The sequence below is a fragment of the Pseudomonas fjordensis genome, assembly GCF_976987115.1.
Genome location: NZ_OZ336860.1, coordinates 435,027 through 450,570 on the forward strand (window position 1 = coordinate 435,027; position 15,544 = coordinate 450,570).

A 15,544-nucleotide genomic window follows, 5' to 3' on the forward strand; every position below is an offset into this window, starting at 1 on the left:
GGGTAATTCAGACTCGGAAGCGCCCGACCAAGGTCTGCAGGTAGATCCCCAGGCGCGCCAGTTCGGCACTGGAGGACGCGGTTTCTTCACTGGCCGACGAAGTTTGCTCGGAGATATCGCGCACATTCAACACGCTGCGGTTGATCTCTTCAGCCACGGCGCTTTGCTGCTCGGCGGCGGTGGCGATCTGCGAGTTCATCGCCTGGATGGTCGAGACTGTGCGGGTGATATTGCCCAGCGCGTGACCGGCGCGGCGCGTCAGCTCAACACTGCTCTCGGTCAGCCCGCGGCTGTTGTCCATGATGGTTGCCACCTGCTGGGTACCACTTTGCAGGCCGACGATCAGCTCTTCGATCTCTTCAGTAGACTTCTGCGTGCGCTGGGCCAGGCTGCGCACCTCGTCGGCCACCACGGCGAAGCCACGCCCGGCTTCACCGGCACGCGCGGCCTCGATGGCGGCGTTAAGGGCCAGCAGGTTGGTTTGCTGGGCCACGGATTTGATCACGTCGAGCACGCTGCCGATCTTGTCGCTTTCACGCTTGAGCTCACCCATGGCCACTGTGGAATTCCCCACTTCGGTGGCCAGGCGCTCGATCTGGGCGATGGCTTCACCCACCACTTGGTCGCCTTCACGGGCTTGCTGGTCGGCGGCCACGGCGGCTTCCGAGGCCTCTTCGGCGTTGCGCGCCACTTCCTGCACGGTGGCGGCCATCTCGTTCATGGCGGTGGCCACCTGGTCGGTCTCGACCTTCTGGCTGTTGACCCCGGCGCTGGTTTGTTCGGTCACGGCCGACAACTGTTCGGCGGCACTGGCGATCTGGGTGACACCGTCGCTGATCCCGCCGATCAACTCGCGCAGGCCCACGGTCATGCTTTGCATGGCGCGCTGCAATTGGCCCAGTTCGTCCTGGCGGCCCGATTCCAGGTTGTGGCTCAGGTCGCCGGAGGCCACGCGCTCGGCGACTTTGAGGGTCTGGTTCAGCGGGATGACGATCTGGCGGGTAATGGCCCAGGCTGCGAAGACGCCGACGATCAGCGCCAGCACGGTGGCAAGCAGCAACAGGTATTTGGCCTGCGCGGCATCTGCGTCACGCACGGCGGTCTGGGAGACGGTGAGTTTTTCACTGTGGCCCAGCAGGATGTCGCCTTGGGCGATCATGGTTTTCAGCGCTGCGGCGCTGGCGACCTGGGAATCGCGATACTGGCTGACGGCGGCACGGTAGGCTTGCAGTGATGCCCCGGCTTCTTGCAGGTTGGCCTGGTATTGCGCAGGCAACTGGCCTTGCAGCTCAGTGATTTTCTTCAGGGCGTTGTCGATGGCATCCAGGGCCGGTTGCTCGGCTTCGACCTTGCCGCTGTAGGTGTAGCCGCGTACCTGGAAGCGCGACTGCTGGATCAGCTTGCTCTGCTCGACCACGCTGTTGAACTGGGCAACGCTGTCACCTTGCAGCAGGGCTTTTTCGATTTCGTTGATCTTGGCGACGGCATTGTCGGCAGTGTCGCCGAGTTTGCTGCGCGCGCCCTCACGCTTGAGGCCCGCCTGGACCATGGCGGCGAAGGCCTTTTTGTATTGGTTCAGGGCTTCCTGCTGTTGCTCGACCAGGGCTTTATCGTCAGGTTGTTCGATCAGCTCGGCAGCGGTCTTCAGGCCACTGTCGAGGTGGTTGAGCAGGCCGTCGACCTTGTCCGTGCCTTGCTCGCCACGGCGCATGTCGAAGTCCAGGCGTGCCAGGCGCAGGTCTTTGGTCAGGCCATTGAGGCTGGAAATAAAGCCCAGCTTGTCACCGCGACTGATCACATCCCCCAGGCCGGTCCAGCCGGTAAAGGTGATCAACAGCGTCAGGAGCAACACCAGGCCAAAGCCCACGCTCAGCTTGCGGTTGACGCTTACATTCCCCAGTTTCTCGGCTAACCAACGATACATGCTGCGAACTCCCCTGGAACAAGGCTTGGACTTATTCACAGGCTATCGGCACGGGGGCAGGATACTGTAGCGATGCACATCTAATGTAGGCGCGAGCTTGCTCGCGAAAAACGTCAACGATAACGCGTGCTTTCTGGGTAAACGCGGCGTCTGTGAGGTCTTCGCGAGCAAGCTCGCTCCTACAGAAGGCGAGATGATCGCTTGATCTGCGGGGGTTAGAACAGGCGGGCGAGCAGGGCGGTTACGGCGGTTTCGACGCGCAAAATACGTGCACCCAACTGCACCGGCTGCAAACCGGCCTTGGCCAGCAGGTCCACTTCATAGGGAATCCAGCCGCCTTCCGGGCCGATCGCCAGGGTCACCGGTTCTTCCAGGGCTCGGGGGCAGGCCGGGTAATCGCCCGGATGGCCGATCAGGCCCAGGGTGCCAGTCGCCATGGCCGGCAGCCGGTCTTCCACAAACGGCTTGAAGCGTTTCTCGATAATGATCTCGGGCAGCACCGTGTCCCGCGCTTGTTCCAGGCCGAGGATCAGTTGCTCGCGCACCGCTTCAGGCTCCAGGAACGGGGTTTGCCAGAAGCTTTTTTCCACCCGGTAGCTGTTGACCAGCACCACCTTGGGCACGCCCATGGCCGCCACTGTTTGCAGCACCCGGCGCAGCATCTTCGGGCGGGGCAGGGCCAGCAGCAAGGTCACGGGCAGTTTGCTCGGCGGCGGTTGGTCGAAGCTCACTTGCAGTTCGGCTTCGGCGGCTTCCAGGCGCAGCAATTGGGCATTGCCCATCAGCCCGCCAATGCGGCCCACGCGCAGGGAGTCACCGACGGCGGCGCGGTGAACCTCCTGCATATGCACCAGGCGCCGGTCACGCAGCACCACGCGGTCGGCCGCGATAAAGTCGGCCTCTTCGAGCAGCAGCAGGTTCACGGCTGGGTCGCTGGTGGCTGGTCGTCGTCGACAGGCGCGTCATCCGGGTGTTCGCCACGCTTGCTGATCAAGCCGCTGAACAGGATGCCCACTTCGAACAGCATCCACATCGGCACCGCCAACAAGGTCTGGGAGAAGATGTCCGGCGGTGTGAGGATCATGCCGACCACGAAGCAGCCGATGATCACGTACGGGCGGATCTTCTTCAGGTACTTGACGTCGACCACGCCGATCCACACCAGCAACACCACCGCCACCGGGATTTCGAATGCCACGCCGAAGGCGAAGAACAGCGTCATCACGAAATCGAGGTAGCTGGTGATATCGGTCATCATTTCCACGCCGGCTGGGGTGGCAGCGGCAAAGAACTTGAAGATCAGCGGGAACACCAGGAAGTAGGCGAAGGCCATGCCGGTGTAGAACAGCAGGATGCTCGACACCAGCAATGGCACGGCGATGCGCTTCTCATGCTTGTACAGGCCCGGCGCGATAAAGCCCCAGATCTGATGCAGGATCACCGGGATCGCCAGGAACAGCGAGACCATCATGGTCAGCTTCAAGGGCGTCAGGAACGGCGACGACACATCGGTGGCAATCATCGTCGCGCCGGCCGGCAGGTACTGGCGCAGGGGCGTCGAGACGAAGGTGTAGATCTGCTGGGTAAAGGCGAACAGCCCGGCAAAGATGATGAAGATCGCCGCCACGCAACGCAGCAGGCGGGTACGCAGCTCGGTGAGGTGCGAGACCAGCGGCATATGCTGGTCGTTTTCCGGTTTATCAGCGCTCATGGGGCTCGCGGCGGCAATGTAGGGTCATGGGGCGCGGGCGACGCAACGGGCGTCGGCGCAGGCGTTGTAGAGGCGGGCGCAGCCGGTGCGGCGTCGGCCACAGGGGCTGGCGCGATGCTGTGCTCGGCCACCGGTGTTACCGGCTTGGCCGGCTCTTGCACCGGGGAAAGAATCTTGCGGGCTTCCTGCTCCAACGAGAGGATATGTTCGTTGTGCAATTGCCGGCGGATTTCGTCGGCACCGATTTCCCGTTCAACTTCCTGTTTGATCGCGTTGAAACTGCGCTTGAGGCGCCCGATCCACAAGCCGGCGGTGCGTGCGGCACCGGGCAGGCGTTCCGGCCCCAGTACCAGCAAGGCCACCAGGCCGACGAGCAGCAGTTCAGAGAAGCTGATACCAAACATTAGTCAGTGCTCACGAGTCTTTGCGGGTCGGCTCTTGGACCTTTTCAGCCTGCACGTCGAAGGTACGGCGCTCGGTGATCGGCTGGGTGGCCTGCGGGTGAACAGGCTGGGCCGGTGGCACCGGGTTGGCGCTTGGCTCGGCTGGCTTTTCATCATCGTTCATGGCTTTGCGAAAGCCCTTGATCGACTCGCCCACATCGGTGCCCAGGTTCTTGAGTTTCTTGGTACCGAACACCAATACCACCACCACCAGAATGACGATCCAGTGTTTCCAGTCAAAAATGCCCATGCTTCAAATCCTCAAGTCTTAGTTATTCAGGCGGACGGGCGCGAGGCCTTCTCGGCGTGCCCGGACAAGCCGAAGCGACGGTCCAGTTCATCCAGCACGGCCTGTGGGTGCTGCCCCAGTTGGGCGAGCATCACCAGGCTATGGAACCACAAGTCTGCGGTCTCATAGATTACATCGCTGTAATCACCGCTGATTTGCGCGTCCTTGGCCGCAATGATGGTCTCGACGGATTCTTCGCCGAGTTTTTCCAGAATCTTGTTCAGGCCCTTGTGGTACAGGCTGGCGACGTAGGAGCTGTCGGCGTCCGCGCCTTTGCGGTCTTCCAGCACCTGGGCCACACGGTTCAGGGTATCGCTCATGTTCAGTGTCCTGCTGGGTAGATGGCGTGCGGGTCTTTGAGCACCGGCTCCACAATCTTCCATTCGCCATTCTCGAACACGCGATAGAAGCAACTGTGGCGGCCAGTGTGGCAGGCAATGCCGCCGATCTGTTCGACCTTGAGGATCACCACGTCGGCATCGCAGTCCAGGCGCAGCTCGTGCAGGGTTTGCACGTGCCCGGACTCTTCGCCCTTGCGCCACAGTTTGCCACGCGAACGTGACCAGTAGATGGCGCGCTGCTCGGCGGCGGTGAGGCTCAGGGCCTCGCGGTTCATCCAGGCCATCATCAGCACGCGCCCGGTCTTGTAGTCCTGGGCAATGGCCGGCACCAGGCCGTCACTGTCCCATTTGATCTCATCCAGCCAGTCTTTCATGTTCGGCTCCGGCAATTTGCGACAGTGTATAACCGGATTGGCTATCGACGCACGATCAGATAAACACCCACGGCGACCATAATGCCGGCTGGCCAGTGGCCCAGTTGGTTCAATGGCCCACCAATCGCCAGCATCACGCCGCCCACCAGGTGCGCGGCGCCGAGCAGGCGCAGGAACCAATCGTCCTTGCGCTTGCGCCACGGTGGCTCAGGGTCCTTGGCATGGGGCTGGGACATGCGCTCCAGCAGGTCGCGGGTCATGTTGGCCAGGTGCGGCAGCTGTTCGAACTGGCTGTGCAGGTTGCCCAGCATGGTTTTGGGGCTCATGCGCTCGCGCATCCAGCGTTCCAGGAAGGGTTGCGCGGTGTTCCACAAATCGAGGTCCGGGTACAGCTGGCGGCCCAGGCCTTCGATGTTCAGCAGGGTTTTTTGCAACAGCACCAGTTGCGGCTGCACTTCCATATTGAAGCGCCGCGCGGTCTGGAACAGGCGCATCAGCACCTGGCCGAAGGAAATATCTTTTAACGGTTTTTCAAAGATCGGCTCACACACCGTGCGGATCGCCGCTTCGAATTCATTGAGTTTGGTTTCCGCCGGCACCCAACCCGAATCAATGTGCAACTGCGCCACACGACGGTAGTCGCGCTTGAAGAAGGCAAACAGGTTGCGCGCCAGGTAATCCTGGTCTTCGGGGGTGAGGCTGCCGACGATGCCGCAGTCGATGGCGATGTACTGCGGGCTCCACGGGTTGACGGTGCTGACGAAGATATTGCCCGGGTGCATGTCGGCGTGGAAGAAACTGTCGCGGAACACCTGGGTGAAGAAAATCTCCACGCCGCGCTCGGCCAGCATCTTCATGTCGGTGCGCTGGTCGGCCAGGGTCGCAAGGTCGGTGACCTGCACGCCGTAGATACGCTCCATCACCAGCACTTTGGGCCGGCACCAGTCCCAATACACCTGCGGCACGTACAGCAGTTGCGAGCCTTCGAAGTTGCGTCGCAATTGGCTGGCGTTGGCCGCTTCGCGCAACAGGTCGAGTTCGTCGTAGATGGTTTTTTCGTAGTCGGCGACCACATCCACCGGGTGCAGCAGGCGCGCATCGGCAGAGAAGCGTTCGGCCGCGCGGGCGAGGACAAACAGCCACGCCAGGTCCTGGCCGATGATCGGCTTGAGGCCTGGGCGAATGACTTTCACCACCACTTCTTCGCCGGTCTTGAGCTGCGCGGCGTGCACTTGTGCCACCGACGCCGAGGCCAGGGGCTCGACGTCGAAGCGGCTGAACACCTCGCTGATCTTCTGGCCCAGCTGTTCTTCGATCAGCGCCATCGACTGCTGCGAATCGAACGGCGGCACGCGGTCTTGCAGCAGCATCAGCTCGTCGGCGATGTCTTCGGGCAACAGGTCGCGGCGGGTGGAGAGGATCTGCCCGAACTTGATGAAGATAGGCCCCAAGTCCTGCAACGCCAGGCGCAGGCTGGCACCACGGCTCAACGGCGACGGCTTGCGCGGCAACCAGCGCCACGGCAGCACATAACGCACCGCCAGCAAAAACCACGGCAAGGGCAGGGCAAACAGCAGGTCATCGAGACGGTAGCGGATTACGACGCGCTGGATACGAAACAAACGGCGGACGGCGAGCAGCTTCATGCGTTATCGCTTGGATCAAGGGAACGGCTCAAGCGCTCGAAGCGGGCCTCGAGGCGTTCCAGGTCGATTTTGGCCTTGTCGAGCTCGCGAAAGCGCGCTTGCGCTTCCCGTTGCCCGACCAGGGTGCGCGATTCTTCGCTCAGGTATTCGGCAAGGTTCTGGTTGAGGCTGGCGAACCCTTGCTGGTACCAGCGCGAGCGGCTGCGCAGGTGCCCGCTGATCAACTGGGTGGCGACGGGGCCGATCCAGCGCGACAGTTCGTATTCCCAGTCCAGCTCCAGGTCTTGCAGCACGGCGGCCAGGTCCATCAGCACCGCGCTGTCGCCTTCCAGTTCCACCTCGGGGCTGTGGAGGATGGCAGTCTTGTTGCGGCTCAGCGCCAGGTGCAACAGGCTGGAGGCCGGCGCACGCAAGGTGCAATCGGCTTCAGCGGCCCATTGGGTGGCGAGCAGCAGGCCTTCATCGCTGGGCAGGATAAACAGCTGCAAGGCGGGGCTGCGGCAGTCGACGGCGATGACTTTGCCGGTCAGGTGCGCGAGCCGCGCCAGGGCGGTGCTGTCCAGGCGCAGTACACGGTTGAGGCCGTGCTCGACGCTGGCGAGAAGACCTTGCAGCAGCATCAGGGCTTGATGCCGCGGTGCAGGGCGACGATGCCGGACGTCATGTTGTGGTAGGTCACGCGGTCGAAACCGGCCTCCACCATCATCGACTTCAGGGTTTCCTGATCCGGGTGCATGCGGATCGACTCGGCCAGGTAGCGGTAGCTCTCGGCATCGTTGGTGATCAACTTGCCCATCAACGGCATGAAGGCGAAGGAGTACGTGTCGTAGACCTTGGACATCAGCGCGTTGGTCGGTTTGGAGAACTCCAGCACCAGCAGGCGGCCACCCGGCTTAAGCACGCGCAGCATCGAGCGGATCGCGTCTTCCTTGTGGGTCACGTTACGCAGGCCGAAGGCGATGGTCACGCAGTCGAAATGGTTGTCGGGGAACGGCAGCTTTTCAGCGTCGGCCTGGACGAATTCGATATTGCCGGCCACGCCTTTGTCGAGCAGGCGGTCGCGGCCAACCTTGAGCATCGAGCCGTTGATATCGGCCAATACCACCTGGCCGGTCGGGCCAACCAACTTGGAGAACTTGGCCGCCAGATCGCCGGTGCCACCGGCGATGTCCAGCACCCGGTTGCCGGTGCGTACGCCCGACAACTCGATGGTGAAGCGCTTCCACAGGCGGTGCATGCCGCCGGAGAGCACATCGTTCATCAGGTCGTACTTGGCTGCCACGGAGTGGAACACCTCAGCGACTTTTTCCGCCTTTTGGCTTTCCGGGACGTTCTTGAAGCCGAAGTGAGTGGTGGGTTCGGCATCGCTGCCTTTGCGCTGATCAGTCATATCGCTGTCACCAAAAGAGAATGCGGGACATGATAATCCCCAAGGCCTGCTTTGTCTTGGCAAGGCTGCAGGTAAGATAGGCGCTCATCGAGACCTTTTGCCGCATGGCGGGTGTTCTGAGTCGTTATAAAGAGGAGTCATTGCAATGGCCCGTATTACCGTTGAGCGTGAACATACCCTGGGAAAAGAACAGGCGCGGGCCAAGGCTGAGCAATTGGCGCGCAAACTCGAGGATAAATATGGCGTGGAGTCTTCATGGGCTGGCGACACCCTGAAGCTCAAGCGCTCCGGGGTTAAAGGCACGGTGTGGGTGGCCGATGATTCGCTGCGCATTGATGTGGAACTTGGCCTGTTGATGTCGGCCATGAGTGGCACGATCAAGTCCGAAATCGAAAAAGCCCTGGATAAGGCCCTGGCCTGATACGGCTGTGCTTAGGGTGCCGATTCTAATTTTAAACCCTACTTTGTGCCCAAGCCCTCAACTCTTGCGGGCCGTCCGCCACCCAATTCTGTGTGAGGTGCACCATGGCCAAAGTTATTTTGAAGAAAAAAATCGACGTTCAGACCACCCCTCTGAGTGAGGTTAAAAGCTATGCCCGCAAGATCTGGCTGGCGGGTCTTGGTGCCTACGCCAAGGTCGGCAGCGAGGGCGGCGAGTACTTCAAGGAACTCGTTAGAAGCGGTCAACGTGTTGAAAGTAAAGGTAAAAAAGTTGTAGTTGAACAACTTGATGCCGCCAACAGTCAGATTGATCAAGTAAAGAGTAATGTCTCCGGCGTCAAAGGCCTGGTTGAAGTTCAACTGGATAAAGTTGAAAAAGCTTTTGATACTCGTGTCGCCAGTGCCTTGAATCGGATCGGCATTGCGTCTAAACATGACGTGGAGACACTCTCTGCTAAGCTCGAAGAGCTGACGGCATTGCTCGAACGTGTCGCGCGTAAACACTAAGGAGACATCGGGATGGCTGTTAAAAAGACTACTCAGAAAGAAGGCAGCTCGTGGGTCGGGAAAGTTGAAGAATATTCCCGCAAAATCTGGCTCGCTGGTTTAGGCGTGTACTCGAAGATCGACAGTGACGGCAGCAAACTCTTCGAGACCCTGGTTAAAGACGGCGAGAAAGCCGAGAAGTTGACCAAGAGCACGGTTGGTAAAAAAGTCGACGCTGCCAAGGCGAGCGCGGGTTCCGCCAAGTCGAGCATTTCGGATACCTGGGGCAAGTTGGAAGAGACTTTCGACAAACGCCTCAACAGTGCTATTTCGCGACTGGGCGTACCGAGCAAGGCGGAGTTGAAGGCGCTGCACAGCAAGGTCGATACCTTGACCAAGCAAATCGAAAAACTCACCGGCGCCAAAGCGGCTCCCGCCAAGACCGCCGCCGCCAAGCCTGCAGCAAAACCGGCGGCCAAACCAGCAGCTAAAACCGCCGCCGCAAAACCCGCCGCCAAAACTGCCGCCAAGCCTCTGGTTAAAGCTGCCGCCAAGCCGGCTGCAAAACCTGCTGCAAAAGCGCCAGCCAAAGCTGCTGCAAAACCTGCGGCCAAGCCAGCGGCTAAAACCGCTGCGGCCAAACCGGCTACCAAGCCTGCCGCTAAGCCAGTGGCCGCTAAAGCCGCCGCCAAACCTGCGGCGAAACCGGCTGCCAAACCTGCGGCTAAAACCGCTGCTGCTAAACCTGCTGCCAAGCCCGCCGCTGCGAAACCTGCGGCCAAGCCTGCTGCGGCCAAAAAGCCTGCGGTAGCGAAAAAACCGGCAGCCGCAAAGCCCGCCGCAACGGCCAAGCCAGCCACGGCGCCAGCACCGGCTGCTTCTACCGCCAATTCGGTGTCCGCACCGACGCACGCGGCAGCTACCCCGACTACAGCGCCGGCCACCCCGACGCCATCCAGTCAGTCCTGATTTCTACGGGACACAAAAAACGCCCGGTCTGCGAAGATCGGGCGTTTTTTATGCAAACCTGAAAAACGCCGCATGGCCCAATTTTGTAGGAGCGAGCTTGCTCGCGAAAAACTCAAAGACGCCGCGTTTATTCAGGAAGCCCCCGTTATCGTTGACGTTTTTCGCGAGCAAGCTCGCTCCTACATGTTTAATCGGCGTCATCCAGGTACTTCAAGGCGAACCGCTCGGTCGCCTGCCGCGCCGTCGGCAGCAGATGCGGCGCCACCAGCATCATGATCTGGTACACCACCACCCGCACCTCGCCTTCACGGTCCAGAATCCGCTGGTAATCCAACGAAAACAGCAAGGTCAGGGTGATCTGCTCCACCAGTTGCCCCAACGCCTGGGTATCGCTGACCAGTTGCCCTGCCGCCTTCAACCGCGCCAGCAGTGACGCCAAGGTGCGCTTGAGCGCCGTGAGCAGGTGACGGATCCCCTTGGCCAGCTTTGGCAAGCGCCCGGCCAGGTTCGACAGGTCCTGGAACAGGAACCGGTAGTGGGCCATGCGCTCGACAATCAGGTGCAGGAACAGCCAGTAATCCTCGGCCTCCAGTTGCGCGTCGGCGGGAGGGTCCAGCAGTGGCGCCAGCTCAGATTGAAAACGCTCGAACAGCCCCAGCACCAAGGGCTCCTTGCCGTGGAAGTGGTAGTAGAGGTTGCCGGGGCTGATCCCCATTTCATTGGCCACCTCCATGGTCGACACGTTCGGTTCGCCCTTTTGGTTGAACAACTGCAAGGCACATTCAAGGATACGGTCGCGGGTCTTCATCCAGTCTTCTTAATGTTGATCGCTGAGCTCAGCGCACCCGCACGTAAGTGCCCGGCGCCGCTTCCATCGGTGGGTAATTCTGGTTGCCCAGGGCGGTGAGGGTTTCGCGTTGTACACCGGAGCGTTTTTGCACCCACTCCAGCCACTGCGGCCACCAACTGCCTTCGACGTGCTGGGCGTCGTAATACCAGGCGCGCGGGTCGCTGCTCAGCTTGGGGTTCTCGACGTAGTTGGCCTTGGGGTTGCCCGGTGGGTTGAGGATGCTCTGGATATGCCCGCTGTTGGACAGCACAAAGCGCCGCTCGCCACCCAGCAGTTGCGTGGAGCGGTACACCGCATCCCACGGGGTGATGTGGTCGTTGATGCCGGCCACGCTGAAGCTGTCCACCGCGACCTTGCGCAAGTCGATGGGCGTGCCGCATACCTCCAGCCCACCGGGATGGCTCAGGGGGTTGTGCTTGAAAAAATCCAGCAGATCGCCGTGCAAGGCCGCGGGCAGGCGCGTGTTGTCGTTGTTCCAGTACAGGATGTCGAACGCCGGCGGTTCCTTGCCCAGCAGGTAGTTGTTGATCCAGTAGTTCCAGATCAGGTCGTTGGGGCGCATCCAGGCAAACACCTTGGCCATGTCGCGACCGTCCAGCACGCCTTGCTGGTAGGAGCGGCGCTTGGCGGCTTCCAGGGTTTGTTCATCGGCGAATAACGTCGCGGGGCTGTCGATCTGGCTGTCCAGCAGGCTCACCAGGTAACTGGCGCTGGAGATGCGCCGCAGCTGGCGCTTGGCTTGCAGGTGGCCTTGCAGCGCGGCGATGGTCAGGCCGCCGGCGCAGGCGCCCATCAGGTTGACCTCGCGGGCGCCGGTGATGGCCCGGCACACGTTGAGCGCTTCTTCCAACGCCGCCACGTAGGTGGACAGGCCCCATTCGCGATGCCGCACGTCCGGGTTACGCCAGCTGACCATAAAGGTCTGCAGGCCGTTTTTGAGCGCGTATTGCACAAAGCTGTTGGCCGGGCTCAGGTCGAAAATGTAGTACTTGTTGATTTGCGGCGGCACCACCAGCAGTGGCTTGGCGTACTGCTTTTCGCTCATGGGCTTGTATTGGATCAGCTCCAGCAGCTCATTGCGAAACACCACCGAACCGGGCGTGGTCGCCACGGTTTGGCCCACTTCAAAGGCGTGCTTGCTGACCTGGCGCGGCAAACCGTTGTTGTGCAGCAGGTCTTCGAACAAATTACTTACGCCGCGCACTACGCTGTTGCCGCCGGAGTTGAGCAACTCCTTGATCGCCAGCGGGTTGAGCAGGGTGTTGGAAGGGGACACGGCATCGTTGAGCAGGGCGAAGGCGAACTGCGCGCGGGCGCGATCATCGTCACTGAGGGCGCTGTCATCGATCCAGTGCCGTGTCTGTTTTTGCCAGCTCAGATAGGCTTGCAAGCTGCGCCGGTACAGCGGGTTGAGCTTCCAGGTGGGGTCGCTGAAGCGATGGTCCCTGGGGTTGGGTTCGTGCACGGTCTCACCCAGCAGCACGCGGCCCAGCTGGCCGCCCAGCGCCAGGGCGTGGCGGGCGGTGTGCACCGGGTTGCGCAGGCCATGTGCGGCCACGGTACGCAGGGTCGACAGCAAGTCCCGGCCACGCAGGCCGGTGATCGCATTTTGTGCGTTGATGAACGTAGCGGGGGTGGGCGCCGGGTTCGTCACGGGTCTTTCTCGCATGAGCCAACACTCCTTCGTCAAGACATCAAGCAGGCACGCCAATCCAGAACCATAGTCGGTTCCTGGCAAGTTGCGCGGTGGTGTGTTCCTTCACACCGCCGGTCGCGGATGTATCACGGCGCGCAGGCGCTCCTCCTCCAGAAACTTCATAATGATCGGCGCCACGGCTTCGGCCCGGGTGATCAGGAACAGGTGGCCGTCATCGATGATGTGCAACTGTGCATTGGGGATGCGCCAGGCGAGCATGCGCATGTTGACCAGCGGGATCAGCGGGTCATCGTCCCCGGCCAGCACCAGGGTGGGCTGACGGATCTTGTGCAGCCAGTGAATGCTGGTCCAGCCCAGCCCCGCGAACAGCTGCCAGTAGTAGCCTAGCTTGCCGGCCGAGCGCACTTTGCTCGCGTGCTCGGCGGCCAGTTTGGAATCACGGCGGAACGAGCCGCCATAAATCATCGGTGCAATGCGCACCACGTGGGACGGTTGGATATAACGCCTGGGGCTTGCCATCAGCCACAAGACTTTCGGTTTGCCCGGCACCATGAAGGCCCCGGCCGCCGTGGCCGCCAGGATCAATTTCTTGCAGCGCTCGGGATAGTCATAGGCAAATTGCTGGGCCAGCGCTCCGCCCCAGGACACGCCCACGGCGTTCACTTGGCCGTAGTCCAGGTAATCGAGCATGCGCGCGGTGAGCTTGGCCAGGCCGGGAAAGCGGTAGGGCCGGTTCGGCGTCGAGGAACCGCCCACGCCGGGCACGTCGAAAGCGATCACTTCCAGGTCCGGGTCCAGGGCCTGGACGAACGGAAACACCAGCTCAAGGTTGGCGCCGATGCCGTTGAAGATCAGCAGCGGCGTCAAGTGCGGCTTGCCCGGACGCACCGCCGTGCGGATGGTCTGGCCATCCAGGTCGATGGTACGGAAGATGAACGGTTGCGGCATGCTCAAGCCCTGTGAAATGGTGCTATTGGACTGTAGGAACTCGGTCAGTGTGGGAGCTGGCTTGCCTGCGATTGCATTCTGTCAGTCAGCGATTAGTTAGCAGGCCCATCGCTATCGCAGGCAAGCCAGCTCCCACATTGATCTCATTTCAATTACAAAAAATGCCTAGCGTTCATGTACATAGGTACCCGGCGCCGCTTCGGCGGCGGCATAGGTTTTATTGCCTAATGTCGTCGGGGCTTTTTTCAGTTTCCCTGCCCGTTCCGCCTGCCACACCTGCCAATGCAGCCACCACGAGTCAGTGTGCTTGGTCGCATTCTCCTGCCACTCCAGCGCACTGCCGGCCAGGCCCTCGCTGGTCTGGTAGCGCGCCTTGGGGTTGCCCGGCGGGTTGAGGATGCTCTGGATATGCCCACTGCTGGACAGCACAAACTCGACCTTGCCACCGAACAACTGCGCTGACTTGTAGCAGGACTGCCACGGCGTGATGTGGTCGTTGGTGCCGGCCAAGGAGTAGATATCGGCGGTGACCTGCTTGAGGTCGATAGGCGTGCCGCACACTTCCAGAGCGTTGGGGCGTACCAATGGGTTGTTTTTGAACAGTTCGATCAGGTCGCCATGGAACGCCGCCGGCAAGCGGGTGGTGTCGTTGTTCCAGAACAGGATGTCGAACACCGGCGGCTCGTTGCCCAGCAGGTAGTTGTTGACCCAATAGTTCCAGATCAGGTCGTTGGGGCGCATCCAGGCAAAGACCTTGGCCATGTCGCGGCCTTCCAGTACGCCGGCCTGGTAAGAGTGGCGCTTGGCCGCTTCCAGGGTCTGCTCATCCACAAACAGCGCCACCTGGGTGTCCAGAGTGGTATCCAGCACGCTCACCAGCAGGGTCAGGGCGTTGACCTTCTTCTGCCCCAGCGCCGCGTAGTGGCCCAACAGCGCGGTGCAGGTGATGCCGCCGGAGCAGGCGCCGAGCATATTCACGTCTTTGCTGCCGGTAATCGCCGTGACCACATCCACCGCTTCCTTCAGCGCCTCGATATAGGTGGACAGCCCCCATTCGCGCTGGGCCTTGGTGGGGTTGCGCCAACTGACGATAAAGGTCTGCTGGCCATTGCGCAGGCAGAAGCGCGCCAGGCTTTTATCCGGGCACAGGTCGAAGACGTAGAATTTGTTGATCTGCGGCGGCACCACCAGCAGCGGGCGTTCGTGTACCTGTTCGGTGATGGGCTTGTACTGGATCAGCTCCAGTACATCGTTGCGAAACACCACCGCGCCTTCGCTGGTGCCCAGGGTTTTGCCGACTTCGAAGGCGCCCATGTTGACCTGGCTGGGCATGCCGCCGTTATGCACCATGTCCTTGGCCAGGTGGGACAGGCCGTCGAGCAGGCTTTTACCGCCGGTCTCAAAGAAGCGTTTGACCGCCGCCGGGTTGGCCGCGCTGTTGGTGGGGGCCATGGCTTCGGTCATCAGGTTGATCACGAAGTGGCCGCGGCTGATGTCTTGTGCCGACAGGTTGCTGTCGTCGATCCAGTCGTGAAGTTCCTTGCGCCACGCCAGGTAAGTCTGCAAATAACGTTTGTAGAGCGGGTTCTGGCTCCAGGCCGGGTCGTTGAAGCGACGGTCGTCGCCCTCGGGCACCAGTGCGGATTTGCCGAACATCACGTTCTTCAATTCAACGCCAAAGTGGGCGACGTGCTTGACGCTGTGCAACGGTTGCTTGATGGCTTGGGTCAGCACCATCTTGGCCGAGGCCAATAAATCCTTTTTGCGTAACGCGATGATCGGGTTCAACCCCAGGGTGTTTTCCGAGGCCTGGCGTTTCAAGTCATCGTTATTCTTGTTACTCATCTACGACGCTCCATTGTCCGAAAGACGAGTACCGGCGATTGCTGCGCACCCAATTTCGATACACGACACCAGCCTGGTACTGCGACTCGGGTGACCGTTGATACCGCATCGTCAAATGCAGGGAACTTGCCAGCTCCATTGGTTACCCGAGTTTATTTTTTTTCGCAAGCGGGCCAATCGTTGGCCACGCGACAGGGCATTCAAGCAGATGAAATTAGAAAATGCGCTCT

The 15,544-nt window shown here is 61.0% G+C and carries 17 protein-coding genes and 1 pseudogene; 3 read left to right on the forward strand and 15 right to left on the reverse strand.

Features of this window, described 5'->3' with window-relative positions:
- Positions 1–7: 7 nt before the first annotated feature.
- The 11 genes and pseudogenes from ACWHXD_RS01850 to ubiE form a co-directional block, all read right to left on the reverse strand.
- Positions 8–880, reverse strand: coding sequence for a methyl-accepting chemotaxis protein (locus ACWHXD_RS01850; protein WP_370694792.1), 873 nt, complete (start codon positions 878–880; stop codon positions 8–10).
- Positions 866–1,924, reverse strand: a pseudogene (locus ACWHXD_RS01855) (methyl-accepting chemotaxis protein); the annotation flags it as partial. The pseudogene ACWHXD_RS01855 and the gene ACWHXD_RS01850, both read right to left, overlap by 15 nt.
- 215 nt (positions 1,925–2,139) lie before the next feature.
- Positions 2,140–2,847, reverse strand: coding sequence for a 16S rRNA (uracil(1498)-N(3))-methyltransferase (locus tag ACWHXD_RS01860; protein ID WP_138761725.1), 708 nt, complete (start codon positions 2,845–2,847; stop codon positions 2,140–2,142).
- A complete protein-coding gene (gene tatC, locus ACWHXD_RS01865) occupies positions 2,844–3,635 on the reverse strand; it encodes a twin-arginine translocase subunit TatC (protein ID WP_003187874.1) in 792 nt (263 codons plus the stop codon). The genes ACWHXD_RS01860 and tatC overlap by 4 nt, the downstream gene beginning before the upstream one ends.
- Positions 3,632–4,039 carry a Sec-independent protein translocase protein TatB gene (gene tatB / locus ACWHXD_RS01870; RefSeq protein WP_032893978.1) on the reverse strand — a complete coding sequence of 136 codons (408 nt, stop codon included), beginning with the start codon at positions 4,037–4,039 and terminating at the stop codon, positions 3,632–3,634. Before tatB ends, tatC begins: the two co-directional genes overlap by 4 nt.
- A gap of 10 nt (positions 4,040–4,049) precedes the next feature.
- A complete protein-coding gene (locus ACWHXD_RS01875) occupies positions 4,050–4,328 on the reverse strand; it encodes a twin-arginine translocase TatA/TatE family subunit (protein WP_003187877.1) in 279 nt (92 codons plus the stop codon).
- Between the two features lie 26 nt (positions 4,329–4,354).
- Positions 4,355–4,687, reverse strand: a complete 333-nt coding sequence (locus tag ACWHXD_RS01880) for a phosphoribosyl-ATP diphosphatase (protein ID WP_003187881.1) — start codon at positions 4,685–4,687, stop codon at positions 4,355–4,357.
- A 2-nt stretch (positions 4,688–4,689) separates the two neighbouring features.
- On the reverse strand, positions 4,690–5,082 hold the full coding sequence (hisI, locus tag ACWHXD_RS01885; protein WP_032893977.1) for a phosphoribosyl-AMP cyclohydrolase: 393 nt from the start codon (positions 5,080–5,082) through the stop codon (positions 4,690–4,692).
- Positions 5,083–5,123: 41 nt separating this feature from the next.
- Positions 5,124–6,728, reverse strand: coding sequence for a ubiquinone biosynthesis regulatory protein kinase UbiB (gene ubiB, locus ACWHXD_RS01890; RefSeq protein ID WP_032893976.1), 1,605 nt, complete (start codon positions 6,726–6,728; stop codon positions 5,124–5,126).
- Positions 6,725–7,348, reverse strand: a complete 624-nt coding sequence (locus ACWHXD_RS01895; protein WP_019820017.1) for a ubiquinone biosynthesis accessory factor UbiJ — start codon at positions 7,346–7,348, stop codon at positions 6,725–6,727. Before ACWHXD_RS01895 ends, ubiB begins: the two co-directional genes overlap by 4 nt.
- On the reverse strand, positions 7,348–8,118 hold the full coding sequence (gene ubiE, locus ACWHXD_RS01900; RefSeq protein WP_003171186.1) for a bifunctional demethylmenaquinone methyltransferase/2-methoxy-6-polyprenyl-1,4-benzoquinol methylase UbiE: 771 nt from the start codon (positions 8,116–8,118) through the stop codon (positions 7,348–7,350). The genes ACWHXD_RS01895 and ubiE overlap by 1 nt, the downstream gene beginning before the upstream one ends.
- 145 nt (positions 8,119–8,263) lie before the next feature.
- Here ubiE and ACWHXD_RS01905 point away from each other — a divergent pair, with 145 nt between their 5' ends.
- From ACWHXD_RS01905 to ACWHXD_RS01915, 3 genes are all read left to right on the forward strand, one after another.
- Positions 8,264–8,539, forward strand: coding sequence for a polyhydroxyalkanoic acid system family protein (locus ACWHXD_RS01905; protein ID WP_032893975.1), 276 nt, complete (start codon positions 8,264–8,266; stop codon positions 8,537–8,539).
- Between the two features lie 104 nt (positions 8,540–8,643).
- Entirely contained in the window at positions 8,644–9,066 is a 423-nt protein-coding gene (locus ACWHXD_RS01910) for a phasin family protein (RefSeq protein ID WP_032893974.1), read from the forward strand.
- A gap of 12 nt (positions 9,067–9,078) precedes the next feature.
- The gene (locus ACWHXD_RS01915) at positions 9,079–10,014 is read left to right on the forward strand and encodes a phasin family protein (RefSeq protein WP_138761724.1); all 936 of its coding nucleotides are present in this window, start codon (positions 9,079–9,081) and stop codon (positions 10,012–10,014) included.
- A 187-nt stretch (positions 10,015–10,201) separates the two neighbouring features.
- On the opposite strand, the gene ACWHXD_RS01920 is transcribed toward ACWHXD_RS01915, so the two are convergent.
- The 4 genes from ACWHXD_RS01920 to phaC (ACWHXD_RS01935) all read right to left on the reverse strand — a co-directional run bounded on the left by ACWHXD_RS01920 (position 10,202) and on the right by phaC (ACWHXD_RS01935) (position 15,314).
- Complete coding sequence (locus ACWHXD_RS01920) at positions 10,202–10,822, reverse strand: TetR/AcrR family transcriptional regulator (protein ID WP_138761723.1); 621 nt, start codon at positions 10,820–10,822, stop codon at positions 10,202–10,204.
- Between the two features lie 28 nt (positions 10,823–10,850).
- The gene (gene phaC, locus ACWHXD_RS01925) at positions 10,851–12,533 is read right to left on the reverse strand and encodes a class II poly(R)-hydroxyalkanoic acid synthase (protein WP_138761722.1); all 1,683 of its coding nucleotides are present in this window, start codon (positions 12,531–12,533) and stop codon (positions 10,851–10,853) included.
- Between the two features lie 90 nt (positions 12,534–12,623).
- Complete coding sequence (gene phaZ / locus ACWHXD_RS01930; protein WP_003171205.1) at positions 12,624–13,469, reverse strand: poly(3-hydroxyalkanoate) depolymerase; 846 nt, start codon at positions 13,467–13,469, stop codon at positions 12,624–12,626.
- Positions 13,470–13,634: 165 nt separating this feature from the next.
- The gene (phaC, locus tag ACWHXD_RS01935; RefSeq protein ID WP_032893970.1) at positions 13,635–15,314 is read right to left on the reverse strand and encodes a class II poly(R)-hydroxyalkanoic acid synthase; all 1,680 of its coding nucleotides are present in this window, start codon (positions 15,312–15,314) and stop codon (positions 13,635–13,637) included.
- Positions 15,315–15,544: the final 230 nt, after the last annotated feature.

Coding starts and splice junctions, on each gene's coding strand:
- ACWHXD_RS01920 (WP_138761723.1), bottom strand. CDS start 10,822: ATGAAGACCCGCGACCGTATCCTTGAATGTGCCTTGCAGTTGTTCAAC.
- ACWHXD_RS01875 (WP_003187877.1), bottom strand. CDS start 4,328: ATGGGCATTTTTGACTGGAAACACTGGATCGTCATTCTGGTGGTGGTG.
- ACWHXD_RS01850 (WP_370694792.1), bottom strand. CDS start 880: ATGCAAAGCATGACCGTGGGCCTGCGCGAGTTGATCGGCGGGATCAGC.
- tatB (WP_032893978.1), bottom strand. CDS start 4,039: ATGTTTGGTATCAGCTTCTCTGAACTGCTGCTCGTCGGCCTGGTGGCC.
- phaZ (WP_003171205.1), bottom strand. CDS start 13,469: ATGCCGCAACCGTTCATCTTCCGTACCATCGACCTGGATGGCCAGACC.
- phaC (WP_138761722.1), bottom strand. CDS start 12,533: ATGCGAGAAAGACCCGTGACGAACCCGGCGCCCACCCCCGCTACGTTC.
- phaC (WP_032893970.1), bottom strand. CDS start 15,314: ATGAGTAACAAGAATAACGATGACTTGAAACGCCAGGCCTCGGAAAAC.
- ubiB (WP_032893976.1), bottom strand. CDS start 6,728: ATGAAGCTGCTCGCCGTCCGCCGTTTGTTTCGTATCCAGCGCGTCGTA.
- ACWHXD_RS01910 (WP_032893974.1), top strand. CDS start 8,644: ATGGCCAAAGTTATTTTGAAGAAAAAAATCGACGTTCAGACCACCCCT.
- ACWHXD_RS01915 (WP_138761724.1), top strand. CDS start 9,079: ATGGCTGTTAAAAAGACTACTCAGAAAGAAGGCAGCTCGTGGGTCGGG.
- hisI (WP_032893977.1), bottom strand. CDS start 5,082: ATGAAAGACTGGCTGGATGAGATCAAATGGGACAGTGACGGCCTGGTG.
- ubiE (WP_003171186.1), bottom strand. CDS start 8,118: ATGACTGATCAGCGCAAAGGCAGCGATGCCGAACCCACCACTCACTTC.
- ACWHXD_RS01895 (WP_019820017.1), bottom strand. CDS start 7,348: ATGCTGCTGCAAGGTCTTCTCGCCAGCGTCGAGCACGGCCTCAACCGT.
- ACWHXD_RS01905 (WP_032893975.1), top strand. CDS start 8,264: ATGGCCCGTATTACCGTTGAGCGTGAACATACCCTGGGAAAAGAACAG.
- ACWHXD_RS01880 (WP_003187881.1), bottom strand. CDS start 4,687: ATGAGCGATACCCTGAACCGTGTGGCCCAGGTGCTGGAAGACCGCAAA.
- tatC (WP_003187874.1), bottom strand. CDS start 3,635: ATGAGCGCTGATAAACCGGAAAACGACCAGCATATGCCGCTGGTCTCG.